The sequence below is a fragment of the Streptococcus infantis genome (assembly GCF_047464215.1).
Lineage (GTDB): Bacteria > Bacillota > Bacilli > Lactobacillales > Streptococcaceae > Streptococcus > Streptococcus infantis_P.
Genome location: NZ_JASHCG010000018.1, coordinates 28,427 through 40,950 on the forward strand (window position 1 = coordinate 28,427; position 12,524 = coordinate 40,950).

At 37.4% G+C, this 12,524-nt stretch carries 10 protein-coding genes; 9 read left to right on the forward strand and 1 reads right to left on the reverse strand.

What is annotated here, in order from left to right; translation table 11 throughout:
- Positions 1 to 109: 109 nt before the first annotated feature.
- From QM469_RS09345 to QM469_RS09385, 9 genes are all read left to right on the forward strand, one after another.
- A complete protein-coding gene (locus tag QM469_RS09345; protein ID WP_414276653.1) occupies positions 110 to 946 on the forward strand; it encodes a LicD family protein in 837 nt (278 codons plus the stop codon).
- Positions 943 to 1,914: a glycosyltransferase family 2 protein gene (locus QM469_RS09350; protein ID WP_414276654.1), complete on the forward strand. Its 972-nt coding sequence runs from the start codon at positions 943 to 945 to the stop codon at positions 1,912 to 1,914. Before QM469_RS09345 ends, QM469_RS09350 begins: the two co-directional genes overlap by 4 nt.
- Before the next feature lie 21 nt (positions 1,915 to 1,935).
- Positions 1,936 to 4,092: a LicD family protein gene (locus QM469_RS09355; RefSeq protein WP_414276655.1), complete on the forward strand. Its 2,157-nt coding sequence runs from the start codon at positions 1,936 to 1,938 to the stop codon at positions 4,090 to 4,092.
- A 43-nt stretch (positions 4,093 to 4,135) separates the two neighbouring features.
- Positions 4,136 to 4,948, forward strand: a complete 813-nt coding sequence (locus tag QM469_RS09360) for a LicD family protein (RefSeq protein WP_414276656.1) — start codon at positions 4,136 to 4,138, stop codon at positions 4,946 to 4,948.
- 39 nt (positions 4,949 to 4,987) lie between these two features.
- The gene (locus QM469_RS09365) at positions 4,988 to 7,705 is read left to right on the forward strand and encodes an MBL fold metallo-hydrolase (protein ID WP_414276657.1); all 2,718 of its coding nucleotides are present in this window, start codon (positions 4,988 to 4,990) and stop codon (positions 7,703 to 7,705) included.
- A gap of 283 nt (positions 7,706 to 7,988) precedes the next feature.
- Positions 7,989 to 9,084, forward strand: a protein-coding gene (prfB, locus tag QM469_RS09370) for a peptide chain release factor 2 (protein ID WP_148131633.1) whose coding sequence is annotated in 2 segments (ribosomal slippage) — positions 7,989 to 8,060 and positions 8,062 to 9,084 — 1,095 coding nt in all. Because the reading frame shifts where the segments join, the coding sequence is not laid out codon by codon here.
- Between the two features lie 15 nt (positions 9,085 to 9,099).
- On the forward strand, positions 9,100 to 9,792 hold the full coding sequence (gene ftsE / locus QM469_RS09375) for a cell division ATP-binding protein FtsE (protein WP_049548597.1): 693 nt from the start codon (positions 9,100 to 9,102) through the stop codon (positions 9,790 to 9,792).
- A complete protein-coding gene (gene ftsX / locus QM469_RS09380) occupies positions 9,785 to 10,711 on the forward strand; it encodes a permease-like cell division protein FtsX (protein ID WP_414276658.1) in 927 nt (308 codons plus the stop codon). The genes ftsE and ftsX overlap by 8 nt, the downstream gene beginning before the upstream one ends.
- Positions 10,712 to 11,109: 398 nt before the next feature.
- Complete coding sequence (locus tag QM469_RS09385; RefSeq protein ID WP_414276659.1) at positions 11,110 to 12,264, forward strand: MFS transporter; 1,155 nt, start codon at positions 11,110 to 11,112, stop codon at positions 12,262 to 12,264.
- Between the two features lie 91 nt (positions 12,265 to 12,355).
- Here QM469_RS09385 and QM469_RS09390 read toward each other — a convergent pair.
- The coding region (locus QM469_RS09390) for an IS3 family transposase (protein WP_414276660.1) at positions 12,356 to 12,524 on the reverse strand (169 nt) is incomplete at its 5' end.

A 12,524-nucleotide genomic window follows, 5' to 3' on the forward strand; every position in this document is an offset into this window, starting at 1 on the left:
TGGCAACAGGTGTCTCGGACTTTGATTTTTCACATGGTTAGATGGATTTATAAACTGTTTTTATGGTATAATAGAATGATGTATTCTATCAGGAGAGGAAGAGAATAAGATGAGTGATTTAAAGGCAATTCAAACTCGTAGCTTAGAGATGGCTGAATATTTTGTCGCCTTTTGTAAAGAACACGATTTACTCTGTTATTTGTGTGGTGGAGGAGCTATTGGTGCTCTACGAAATAAAGGTTTTATCCCTTGGGATGATGATTTAGACTTCTTTATGCCCCGCAAAGATTATGAAAAACTAGCAGAGCTATGGCCTCGTTATGCGGACGAGCGTTACTTCCTATCAAAAAGTGATAGAGACTTTGTTGACCGCAACCTCTTTATCACTATTCGAGACAAGGAAACAACTTGCATCAAGCCTTACCAACAAGATTTGGACCTCCCACACGGCTTGGCTCTGGATGTTCTACCCTTGGACTACTACCCTAAAAATCCAGCTGAACGTAAGAAACAAGTACGTTGGGCTTTGATTTATTCCCTCTTCTGTGCACAAACCATTCCAGAAAAACATGGAGCCCTCATGAAATGGGGCAGCACGATTTTATTAGGATTAACTCCTAAATCCCTTCGTTATCGTATCTGGAAAAAGGCTGAGAAAGAAATGACCAAGTATGGTCTAGCAGAAAGTGATGGCATCACGGAATTATGCTCAGGTCCAGGCTACATGAAAAAGAAATATCCAATTCAAGCCTTTGAAGATAGCATTTTCTTACCTTTTGAAGGAACAGAAATGCCTATTCCAGTTGGTTATGATGCCTATCTCAGCACAGCTTTTGGTGACTACATGACACCACCGCCGGCAGACAAGCAAGTGCCTCACCACGATGCCCTTATAGCAGATATGGATAAGAGTTACACTGAATATAAGGGAGAATATGGAGCATGATGAAAGAAAAAATTAGCGTTATTGTTCCAGTCTATAATGTAGAAGCTTATTTGGAACGATGTGTTGAGTCGATTTTAAAGCAGACTTATAAGAATTTTGAATTGCTTCTTATTGATGATGGTTCGACAGATCAGAGTGGTGCCTTGTGCGATCAGTTGGCATCTAAAAATGAAAATATCAAAGTTTTTCATATTAAGAATGCAGGAGTCTCGAATGCTAGAAATATAGGTATTCAACATTCAAGAGGAGAATGGATTACTTTTATTGATAGTGATGATTTTATTACACCAGATTACTTGGAAACTTTAATAAGTGTAGTTGACAGTGACGAGTCTATAGGGTTTAGTATAGCACGTCTCCATCATATAAAAAATGGTCAAATTACAGAATTACCGGATTTTTCAGGAAAAGAAGAGAAATGGTCGACAGAGCAGACGATGAGAGAATTATTGACGACAACTAGAACTTCTTTTTTCCCTGTTGCAAAATTATTTAAAAGAGAGATTGTTTCAAGTTTTACATTCAATACAGACTATCATTTGGCTGAAGATGCTTTATTTTTAACAGAAGTTTTACTAAAAACCAGATGTACTAGTGTATTTGTTGATAAACCAATCTACTATTATGATCATCGTCAGGGAAGTGCAACAACTTCTGTCAACGATCATGTATTTGATACCATAGAGGTCTATAAAATTATTATTTCTGAAGTTTTTCAAATATTTCCAAAACTAAAAACTGAATTAGTGAATAGAGAATGTTGGTCATATATCACAGTGTACGATAAAATAATCTTTACAGAATCGGATCAATATCCAACAGAAAAAATTAAGTTGAGAAAGTGGATTATTAAACATTTATCTGAGATATTAAAAGATCCTTATTTTACTAATTTTCGAAAAATAGCCGTTTTGTCCCTCCTTGTTTCTCCATGGATCTATAGACAAATCGTCGGCTTAAATCAATAATGTCATTTAAAGGAGTTGAAGATGAATTTTTCAAAAACGAATGAATGCTTTGAAAAATCAAAATTTTGGATTTCATATCTGTTTGTTTTTATTTCGATTTTAAGCATGAGTTCCCTAGTGTATAAAGTAACAAGTCCTATTTATAAAGGATTGTCAGCAATTGTTGTTCTTTGTATTTGTTTAACCTTATTTTTAAATTGGAAACGAATAGAAATTGATAAGAAATATCTAGGTTTATTTGGACTCTTAGCAGGTAGTCATCTAGTAGCAACAGTGGTTAATCGTTCGGGTCACTTGCTTGGGAATATGATTGAAATCTTCTTTATGATAGCCTACATTTTGCTATTTACTATGGTGAATTCAGAATATCTTAAGAAGTTAATTCGCTTGATTGCTGGAACGGTTCAATTTGTTTCTTTTTTCTCTGCTATATTTGCCTTTGTTCTTTTAATATTTAGAATTTTAATATTATTTAAAATTGGAGAACACTCCTATTATTATGGTGTTATGAATGGTCGTTTATGGGGAGTTGTTAACCCAAATGCAAGTGCTATTTTTTCTTATATTAGTATTGTTTTTGCTTTGTATCTCATCCACAAAGGAAGTAAGTACTCGGTTTATCTGAAGATAAATAATGTAATTCAATTTCTAAATTTTGCGGCTATGCAAAGTAGAGGTGCCTTATTATCAGCCGTTTTAATGCTGGGATTTTATTCGCTTTTTATTGCCAGAGGAAATCTACTGAAAAAATGTCTCACATTTCTGGTTGCTGGTACCTTAATTGTAGCTAGCAATATTGGTATTAGTTATGTAACTTCAGTATATATTTTAGCTGCTAAGGCAACAGTCATTGACTTAAATAAAGGTGAGTCTTATTCTGAGACAGATTCGGACGTAGCTAAGAAAAATGGTGAACTTCACCTAATCGAAACAACTCCAAGCGGACGTACTTATATTTGGGAAAATGCTATTAAAATGGGAAGTGCAAAACCATTATTTGGATATGGTGTTCGAAACGTCACTGATTATTATACAGAGTACTTTAGCAAATTTGAAATTCAAAATTCACTAATTGGTGGTAATTTCCATAATATATTGATTACAATTTTTGTAAGTTCTGGATTATTAGGACTCATTTCTTTCATACTCATAATCGCTTATGTAAGTTTACGTTTTATAACTTATTTAGTTGTGACTAAGAAAAATGATGAAAAATTAATTATAATTCTATTTTTTGGGATTTTATTTGGTCAATTATTTGAAAGTCAGATCATCTACTCCACAAATTTTATCAACATAATTTTCTGGTTAGTAATTGGTTATGGTTTAACGATTTGTTTGAAAGAAAAAAGTATCCGCTATGAGGAAGTAACAGATATTTCCGAAATTCAAAAAATGGAATTAGGAATTATGGAGTACATTCATGAAGTTTGTCAGAAAATTGGTGCCAAATATTTCTTAGCTTATGGTAGTCTAATTGGGGCAGTTCGTCATAAAGGTTTTATTCCTTGGGACGACGATATGGATATTTGTATGCTTCGAGATGATTATGAAAAATTACAAGATTATCTGATTGCACATCCAGATGAACGATATGAACTCATGTCTTATAAAAATAATATCAATTATGTTTATCCTTTCATGAAGATCAAAGATAATCAGACCTATCTAGTCGAGGAGGATGTGCGAATTGATTCGAATATGGGGATCTATGTAGATATTTTCCCTGTAGATGGTTATGAAGATGATCAGGCGTTTAAGGATAAAATGACCAAAATCATTAAAAAACGTCAATTAAGTTGTTATACTTTCAAAGGAATTACGAATACTAAAAGTGTAGTCAATTCAATGATTCGCTATATTTCTGTTATGATCTTTTATTTCACAAACACAAATAAGTATGTTTCTCAAATCGATGAATTAGCAAAATCTAGAAAAGTAGAGGATTATGAACAAGTAGACTACCTTATTTATAAAGATATGAATAAACCTGTTTGGAAACGCGAATGGTTAGAAAATGTTGAAACTGGCAATTTTGAAGGTAAGGAATTCATGATACCAAACCACTACCATGAAATTCTCACTTCAGATTATGGGGACTACATGCAGTTGCCACCAGTAGAGCAACAAGTTTCTCACCATGATTTCAAACTATGGAAAATTATAGAGAATGGATAATTTTTTTCGTCTTAGAAAAGAGCAAAAATTAGGAGTGACAAAGATGTCTGAGAGAATTTTAAGCTTAGAAGAAATCAAGCAAGTAGAACTTGATATTCTAGAGTATTTACATAAAATCTGTGAAAAACATGATATTAAGTATTTCATCGATTTTGGAACCTTGCTAGGAGCTGTACGTCACCAAGGTTTTATTCCTTGGGATGATGATACAGATATTTCCTTAGCTCGGGATGAATTTGAAAAACTTTATAAGGTTTTAAAAAATGAAAATCATCCATACTATAAAATGATTTCCTTTAGAGAAACAAAGGGCTATCCATATAGTTATATGAGAGTCTATAATATAAGAACACGTAGAGATGCCAATCTTAGAGATTCTACGGTTGTGTTAGGAACCTGTGTTGATGTATTTCCGTATGATGGTGTTGCAACAGAGAAAAGTGACCGTAAAAAAATGAAACTCTACCAATATCTTATTCGCCTCTCTTCTTTAAATTTTAAGGGGATTAAGTCTGAGAATGGGGGACTTAAAAATCTACCTCGCTACATTGGGTCAGCTATTTTTCAACTAAGTTCCCCACAAACTTGGAATCAAAAACTAGAGAATCTGGCTTTGAAATATAGTTTAGATCAATCTAAGTATCTTGCTTGTACGATATTTGATCCTAGCTTTCCAGAGGGAATCAAAAAAGAATGGCTCTATGATCTGATTGATCTACCATACGAAAACATCGTAGTAAAGGCTCCTAGAAAATACCATGAAATACTTGTTTATGAATTTGGAGAAAACTATATGACTCCACCCCCTATTGAGCAACAAGTTCCAGGAGGAGATAAGAATTATTGGATTGATTAACGAAAAAGTCTAGAAGAAATAGAGAAAGTTTGATGTATTATGAAATCTATTAAAAAATCAATATTATTTAGTGCCTTGTTCTTAGCGGCATCAATCATTCAAGCACCGACAGTCAATGCAGATACTATCTCAGCAGGTGCAGGGAATCGAATCCATTTTATCAATACAAAAGCTAAATCTGGAAGTGATGCTATCCTACTAGAAAGTAATGGTCATTATGCCTTGATTGATATGGGAGAAGATTATGATTTCCCGGATGGTTCGGATCCACGCTATCCAATTCGCTGGGGGATATCCATTCGAAATTATCAGGTCATGGAAGATCGTTTGATTCGCCACCTTGATCAGTTAGGTGTAAAGAAATTGGATTTTATACTAGGAACTCATGTTCATAGTGACCATATAGGTGGAGCAGATGAAATTCTTAATCGCTATCAGGTTGATAAATTTTATTTGAAAAAATATTCGGATAAACGAATTACAAGTACTTGGGGATTGTGGGATAATCTTTTCAATTACGATAATGCTCTCCGCGCTGCACAGAACAAGGGAGTTAAACTTATTCAAGACATAAAGGATGAAGATAGCCATTTTAAATTTGGGGATATGGATATTCAACTTTATAATTATAAAAATGAATATGATGCTGATGGAAACCTAAAAAGAGTTCTTGATGATAATTCCAATTCAATTGTTGCAGTAGTGACTGTAGCAGGAAAAAAAATTTATCTTGGTGGTGATTTGGATAATGCTGAGGGAGCTGAAGATAAATTAGGACCTGTTATTGGAAAAGTGGATATGATGAAATGGAATCATCACTACGATGCCAAGATTTCCAATACAATTGGATTTATAGACCATCTCTCTCCTAGTATGGTCATCCAAACAACTGGAGGAGATATTAACCTCGCTTCAACGAGAGACTATCTTCAAAAGAAAAATATCCAAGTGATTCACGCATCTAGTCAAACTCAGGATGCGACTGTGTTTGATATTAGTGATAAAGGATTTACAAACGTTTCAGGGGATTTTCCAAATATTCCTACTGTTGATGAGAAATGGTATCAAGAAGATGGCCATTGGAAATATCGTTTGAAAGATGGTCAGATGGCTATCGGTTGGAAAGAAATTTCTGGAGCAACATATTTCTTTAATGGAAAAGGTCAAATGCAGTCTGGTAGATGGGTGCATGTAAATGACGGCTGGGATCCACATAGTGACGGCGACTGGTATTATCTTAATACAGATGGTAAAATGCATATTGGTGGTTGGTTCTATCATGATAATACTTGGTACTATATTCAGTCGAATGGTGCAAGACGATACAATGAATTAGCTGAAATTGGTGGGCAAAAGTATCTGTTTGATAAAGATGGTAAAATGCTTACTGGTTTACAAGTCTTCAAAGGTAAGAAGATGCTCTTTGCAAGTAGCGGTGCTTTGCAAACAGAAGGGACAGCTTCAAGCTGGCAAAAGCTAGGTTCAAACTGGTATTATTATGATGAAGATGGTCTTCGAACAGTGGGCTTGAAGAAAATCAATGGACTAACCTACTATTTTGATAATAATGGGATCATGCAAACTGGTTGGGCCATGATTGAAGGTCATTGGAATTATTTTGCAAGTTCTGGAGCGATGAAAACAGGCTGGATTAAGGATGGTGACACTTGGTATTATCTAGATAAAGATGGTGTCATGCTAACGGGTCTTCAAGAGATTGATGGCACTCGTTATTACCTCAATGCAAGTGGTGCTATGCAAACTGGTTGGGCCATGATTGAAGGTCATTGGAACTATTTTGCAAGTTCTGGAGCTATGAAAACAGGTTGGATCAAGGATAAGGATACTTGGTACTATCTAGATAAAGATGGTATCATGCTAACCGGTCTTCAAGAGATTGATGGCACTCGTTATTATCTCAATGCAAGTGGAGCCATGCAGACAGGCTGGAAATGGTTTGACAATCATTACAGTTATTTCACAAGTAGTGGAGCTATGAAAACAGGTTGGCTCAAAGATAAGGACCGTTGGTACTATCTCAAACCTGATGATGGTGTCATGGCAACAGGTCTTCAAGAAATTGATGGCACACGTTATTACCTCAATGCAAGCGGCGCTATGGAGACTGGTTGGAAATTGCTAGATAACCAATATTACTACTTTACAGAAAGTGGGGCCATGAAGACAGGTTGGTTCAAAGATAAAGGGCTTTGGTACTATCTCAAACCTGATGATGGTGTCATGGCAACAGGTCTTCTAGATGTCGATGGCGCTCGTTATTATCTCAATGCAAGTGGTGCTATGGAGACTGGTTGGAAATTGCTAGATAACCAGTATTACTACTTTACAGAAAGTGGAGCCATGAAGACAGGTTGGTTCAAAGACAAAGGGCTTTGGTACTATCTCAAACATGATGATGGTGTCATGGCAACAGGTCTTCTAGATGTCGATGGCGCTCGTTATTATCTCAATGCAAGTGGTGCTATGGAGACTGGTTGGAAACAACTGAATGGCAATTGGTATTATTTCCAATCAAATGGTTCACTTCTAAGAAATGGTATAACACCTGATGGTTACAAGGTCAATCAAGATGGCATTTGGAGCTTGAATCCTGATAAAGTAGAAGTTCAGGGAAGTCAAGAAGAACCTAAGAAGGATTCTGATAAGCCAGTTGAGAAAGAGAAGCATTCAGCAGAAGACAATAAAAAAGATGAAGCTGCTGAAACAAAACAGACTTTGAAGGCAGATAAAGAATAATCTTAGTTGCTTTGCTAGAAAGTTGATTAGGTGCTGTGTTCAGACCTGTCAGATACTTTTCTTTTAAAATAGTATTTATATACATCTCAGAGAATCGATCAATGTTTTTTGGATAAGAAACTTGATCTGCTCTGAGATGTTTTCTATTTCTCACACACTAAATGATTGAGAATAGCCCTCTCGTCTTCAAATAGAAATATTTTGATAAGAAATTTTAAAAAACACCGATTAGATAAATAAGAAAAATTATGGTATAATAAAACGATACAAAAAAGGAGTATATATGGACATTTCAGAAATTCGTCAAAAAATTGACGCCAATCGTGAAAAATTAGCTTCTTTTAGGGGGTCTCTTTGACCTCGAAGGGTTAGAAGAAGAAATTGCCATTTTGGAAAACAAAATGACAGAACCTGATTTTTGGAACGATAATATTGCGGCCCAAAAAACGTCGCAAGAATTAAATGAACTAAAAAATACCTACAATACTTTCCATAAGATGGAGGAGTTGCAGGATGAAGCTGAAATCTTACTAGACTTTTTAGCAGAGGATGAGTCTGTTAAAGATGAGTTGGTGGAGAAGTTAGCTGAGCTAGATCAGATGATGACTAGCTATGAGATGACTCTGCTCTTGTCAGAGCCTTATGATCATAATAATGCTATTTTAGAGATTCACCCAGGATCTGGTGGAACAGAAGCCCAAGACTGGGGAGATATGCTTCTTCGTATGTACACTCGTTATGGTAATGCCAAAGGTTTCAAGGTTGAAGTCTTGGATTATCAAGCAGGTGATGAAGCAGGTATTAAGTCAGTGACCTTGTCTTTTGAAGGTCCAAATGCTTATGGACTTCTCAAGTCAGAAATGGGAGTTCACCGTTTGGTACGTATCTCACCATTTGACTCAGCTAAGCGTCGTCACACCTCGTTTACTTCTGTAGAAGTTATGCCAGAGTTGGATGATACTATTGAAGTTGACATCCGAGAAGATGATATCAAGATGGATACTTTCCGCTCGGGTGGAGCAGGTGGACAGAATGTCAACAAGGTTTCAACGGGTGTCCGTTTGACCCACATTCCGACAGGGATTGTCGTTGCATCAACCGTAGACCGTACTCAGTATGGAAACCGTGACCGTGCGATGAAGATGCTCCAGGCAAAACTCTATCAGATGGAGCAGGAAAAGAAAGCTGCTGAGGTAGATGCCCTTAAGGGGGACAAGAAAGAAATCACATGGGGAAGCCAGATTCGCTCCTATGTATTCACCCCTTATACCATGGTGAAAGACCACCGTACCAGTTTTGAAGTTGCGCAGGTAGATAAGGTCATGGATGGGGACTTAGATGGTTTCATCGATGCTTATCTAAAATGGCGTATTAGTTAAAAGAAAGGAAGTCACATGTCGATCATTGAAATGAGAGATGTTGTCAAAAAGTATGACAACGGGACAACAGCCCTACGTGGCGTCTCTGTGAAAATTGAACCAGGAGAATTTGCCTATATCGTAGGTCCTTCGGGTGCAGGTAAGTCAACTTTTATCCGTGCCTTGTACCGTGAAGTTAAAGTTGAAAAAGGAAGTTTGCAGGTTGCAGGTTTTAATCTTGTTAAGATTAAAAAGAAAGATATTCCGCTTCTTCGTCGAAGTGTTGGAGTTGTCTTTCAGGATTACAAACTATTGCCAAAGAAAACCGTTTATGAGAACATCGCTTATGCAATGGAGGTTGTCGGTGAAAGCCGTCGCAATATCAAAAAACGTGTTATGGAAGTTTTGGATCTTGTCGGCTTGAAGCATAAGGTTCGTTCATTCCCTAATGAATTGTCAGGTGGTGAGCAGCAACGTATCGCCATTGCTCGTGCTATCGTAAACAATCCTAAGGTATTGATTGCCGACGAACCGACAGGTAACTTGGATCCAGATAACTCATGGGAAATCATGAACCTCTTGGAGCGCATCAATCTCCAAGGTACGACTGTTTTGATGGCCACCCACAACAGCCAAATCGTAAATACCTTGCGCCACCGTGTCATTGCCATCGAGAATGGTCGTGTAGTTCGTGACGAAGCGAAAGGAGAGTACGGATACGATGATTAGTAGATTTTTCCGCCACCTGTTCGAAGCTTTAAAGAGTTTAAAGCGTAATGGGTGGATGACCATTGCTGCTGTCAGTTCAGTAATGATTACCTTGACCTTGGTTGCTATTTTTGCCTCAGTTATCTTTAATACTGCAAAATTGGCAACAGATATCGAAAACAACGTCCGCGTCATGGTTTATGTTCGTAAGGATATTGAAGACAATAGTGAAACCATTGTCAAAGAAGGCCAGACAGTCACTAATAATGACTACCACAAGGTTTATGATGCTCTCAAGGCTATGCCAGCTGTTAAAAGTGTAACCTTCTCAAGTAAAGAAGAGCAGTACCAAAAGCTGACTGAAACCATGGGTGACGATTGGAAGGTTTTTGAAGGAGATGCCAATCCTCTTCATGATGCCTACATTGTCGATACCAATTCACCAAGTGATGTGAAACCAGTCGCTGAAGAAGCTAAGAAAATCGAAGGAGTTTCTGAGGTTCAAGACGGTGGTGCCAATACGGAGCGTCTCTTCAAGTTGGCTTCCTTCATCCGTGTTTGGGGATTGGTCATTGCAGGACTCTTGATTTTCATCGCAGTCTTCTTGATTTCAAATACCATTCGTATCACTATCATTTCACGTAGTCGTGAAATTCAAATCATGCGTTTGGTTGGTGCTAAAAATAGCTACATTCGTGGTCCATTCTTGCTAGAAGGTGCCTTCATTGGGCTATTAGGAGCAACTATTCCATCAATCATGGTTTACTTTATCTACAACCGAGTCTACCAATCAGTTAACCCATCTTTGGTTGGACAAAATCTATCTCTGATTGTCCCAGATGCTTTTATTCCATTGATGATCGGTCTTTTGTTCCTCATCGGAATCTGTATCGGTTCACTTGGTTCAGGAATCTCAATGCGTCGATTCTTGAAAATCTAAGTAAGATAGTTTACTAAAATCTATAAAAGTAGGATACCATCAGGCTTGACCGAGTCAGATGGTCCTACTTTTTATGTGGAACTTATAAATCATACTCTTCAAAAATCTCTTCAAACCACGTCAGCTTCCATCTCCAACCTCAAAATAGTATTTTGAGCTGACTTCGTCAGTTCTATCCACAACCTCAAAACAGTGTTTTGAGCAGCCTGCGGCTCGCTTCCTAGTTTGCTCTTTGATTTTCATTGAGTATCAGTTGCTTGCCAATTTTTGGGAAACAGTGTATGATAGGAAAGGACCTTTTTGCTAAAAGAGTGATAGGGACTAGATGAAAGAAATCTTTTATTTCTACAGTAATATCTAGCTCTTTTGACTTAACATAAATAATGAATGAGGATAAAATGAAACAATTTTTGGAAAAAGTGAGTATACTTTCCCTGTCGTTAGTATTAATCACATCATTTTCAATATCAAGTGCCCTCCCTGCTATGTTTGACTATTATCAGGGCTACTCGGCAGGTCAGGTCGAGCTCTTGGTCAGCCTCCCTTCCTTTGGAATTATGGTAATGCTCCTCTTAAATGGAGTTTTAGAACGACTTTTTCCAGAACGTCTCCAATTAACCTTGGGACTCTTGATTTTATCAATCAGTGGAACAGCTCCTTTCTGGTATCAGGGTTATTACTTTGTTTTTGCGACACGCTTGCTATTTGGGATTGGTGTGGGGATGCTAAACGCCAAGGCTATCTCTATCATCAGTGAACGATACCACGGCAAAACTCGTATCCAGATGCTTGGTTTTCGTGGCTCAGCTGAGGTGGTGGGAGCCTCTATCTTGACCTTGGCAGTCGGTCAACTTTTGGCCTTTGGGTGGACCGCAACCTTCCTAGCCTATGCAGCAGGTCTAGTGGTTCTTGTACTCTTCCTTCTCTTTGTCCCTTATAACAAAGAAGAAGTTCATGAGTCTAAGCAAAAGACAGAAGAAGTAGTAAGATTGACTCGCTCTATGAAACAGTTGATTTTCTTTCTAGCCATCGGGGCTGCAGTCATTGTATGTACCAATACAGCCATTACCTTCCGTATTCCTAGTCTCATGATTGAGGCAGGCTTTGGAGATGCTCAATTGTCAAGTCTGGTACTCAGTGCCATGCAGTTGATTGGGATTCTGGCGGGAATTAGCTTTTCTTTCCTCATCTCTGCCTTTAAGGAAAAACTTTTATTGGTTGCGGGTGTAACCTTTGGTATCGGGCAAATCATCATTGCTCTCTCACCTTCACTCTGGGTAGTCGTTGCAGGTTCAGTCTTAGGAGGATTTGCCTACAGCATCGCTCTTACGACAGTCTTTCAATTGATATCTGAAAGAATCTCAGCAAAACTCCTCAACAAAGCAACTTCCTATACTGTTTTGGGATGTAGTTTTGGTGCTTCGTTAACACCTTTTGTTCTTTCAGGAATTAGCTTAGTAACAACGAATGGTCGAATGACCTTTATCATTCTAGGAGCATGGATGATCGCGACCTCAGTCCTTGTTTCTCTCCTATTGAAAAAAGAAGGTTAACAAAAAGAGGCTGGGCAAAAAGTTTTTAAAATCAGAAAAGCGCATACTATCAGGTGTTGATGTACTGACCCCAAAAAGTTAGACAATTAATTTATTCAAAGGATTTAGTTCTGTATTGCACAGGACTGAGTCCTTTTAGTTTTACCTTAATTCGTTTGTTGTTGTAATAATCAATATAGTTTACAATAGCTTGTTCCAATTGCTTAAGCGACTGAAATGACTTCTCATAACCATAAAACATCTCCGATTTCAGAATCCCA

Coding starts and splice junctions, on each gene's coding strand:
- QM469_RS09360 (WP_414276656.1), top strand. CDS start 4,136: ATGTCTGAGAGAATTTTAAGCTTAGAAGAAATCAAGCAAGTAGAACTT.
- ftsX (WP_414276658.1), top strand. CDS start 9,785: ATGATTAGTAGATTTTTCCGCCACCTGTTCGAAGCTTTAAAGAGTTTA.
- ftsE (WP_049548597.1), top strand. CDS start 9,100: ATGTCGATCATTGAAATGAGAGATGTTGTCAAAAAGTATGACAACGGG.
- QM469_RS09350 (WP_414276654.1), top strand. CDS start 943: ATGATGAAAGAAAAAATTAGCGTTATTGTTCCAGTCTATAATGTAGAA.
- QM469_RS09345 (WP_414276653.1), top strand. CDS start 110: ATGAGTGATTTAAAGGCAATTCAAACTCGTAGCTTAGAGATGGCTGAA.
- QM469_RS09355 (WP_414276655.1), top strand. CDS start 1,936: ATGAATTTTTCAAAAACGAATGAATGCTTTGAAAAATCAAAATTTTGG.
- QM469_RS09365 (WP_414276657.1), top strand. CDS start 4,988: ATGAAATCTATTAAAAAATCAATATTATTTAGTGCCTTGTTCTTAGCG.
- QM469_RS09385 (WP_414276659.1), top strand. CDS start 11,110: ATGAAACAATTTTTGGAAAAAGTGAGTATACTTTCCCTGTCGTTAGTA.